The organism is uncultured Phascolarctobacterium sp., from assembly GCF_905212365.1.
In the GTDB taxonomy this organism is placed as follows: Bacteria; Bacillota; Negativicutes; order Acidaminococcales; family Acidaminococcaceae; genus Phascolarctobacterium_A.
In genome coordinates this window covers 1-1290 of record NZ_CAJMEH010000112.1, presented here as the reverse complement: position 1 = coordinate 1290, position 1290 = coordinate 1, and the positions used below count along the sequence as shown (strand labels likewise).

General features: G+C 57.8%; 1 protein-coding gene. It reads right to left on the bottom strand.

Going from position 1 to position 1290, the window contains the following annotated elements:
• Nucleotides 1-1168, bottom strand: a 1168-nt coding sequence (locus QZ105_RS10485; protein ID WP_293729866.1) for a DNA polymerase IV, incomplete at its 3' end; no start/stop codon positions are given.
• Between the last annotated feature and the right edge of the window lie 122 nt (nt 1169-1290).

Genomic DNA, 1290 nt, shown 5'->3' with positions numbered 1-1290 from the left:
GACAAGCTTCAAGCTCTATGACTATGAGGCTGAACGCACCGAGAAAAATAATCTGCTCGCCAAAGCGCGCTTTTAATTTGTCGGTAACGTCGCTGCGCCGCTGACGCTTAGCGTCCTCCTCAAAGCCCAGGCCCAACGGCTGGCCGCTGCCCAGTCCCGCTACGGCAATGCCTAAAAGCCGCACACCCTTCTGTAAAGGAACTTGCTCCAGCAGCCGCACCGCCAGGGCGTAAATATCCTCGTCGCTGCTGATATCGCTTTCACTGGTAATACTGCGGGTAATCGTGCGGAAATCGGTGTATTTCACCTTTAAGGTAAGCGTGTGGCCGTAATAGCCCTTGCGCCGCAGCCGGTAGCCCACCATACCGCTCAGCTCCAAAATGTGGCGGCGGCAGGATTCCTTATCCAACAAATCCCGTTCAAAAGTCGTTTCCCGCCCGATGGATTTAGGCTCGCTGTCCGGCGTTACGGGCCGGTCGTCCAAGCCGCAGGCCAAAAGGCGCACCCGTTCGGCGTTCTTCCCAAAGATGCGCCGCAGCACGCCTGCGTCGGCCACGGACAGCTGCCCGATGCAGTCTATGCCCACCTGCAGCAGCTCCTTTTGCGCCGCCGCGCCAATGCCAAAAATTTTCGTCACCGGCAAGGGCGCAATAAAAGCGCGGGCGTGTTCATGGGTAATCACGGTAAAGCCGTCGGGCTTGTGCAAATCAGAAGCCATCTTCGCCAAAAACTTGTTAGGAGCCAGGCCTACGGACGCAGTAAGGCCAACCTCCTCCTTAATGCGCCGCTTCGCCAGGCGGCCAGCCTGCTCCGGCCCTCCGTATAAACGCTCCATACCCGATACGTCCAGAAAAGCCTCGTCGATGGAAAGCTGCTCTACCAAAGGCGATAAATCGTGAAAGATGCTCATAATCTGCCGCGACACTTCTTTATAGCGCTCCATGCGGCCGGGCAGATATATGCCCTCCGGACATAGCTTGTGCGCCAGCGCCATGGGCATGGCCGAATGAACGCCGTAGCGCCGCGCTTCATAGGAACAGGTGGACACCACGCCGCGCAAAGACTGGCCGCCGACGATAACCGGCAGCCCCCGCAGCGCAGGATTATCCAATACCTCTACCGCAGCAAAGAACGCATCCATATCCACATGCATAATCCAGCGTACCATTCCGCTTCCTCCTCAAATAATCACAGCATAAAAAACCAGCGCTTACCGCTGCCAGTTATCCGCAGCAGCGGCCAAAGCCAGCGCGTGTACCTCCCGCGCACCGGCAGCCAGCAGCACTCTTG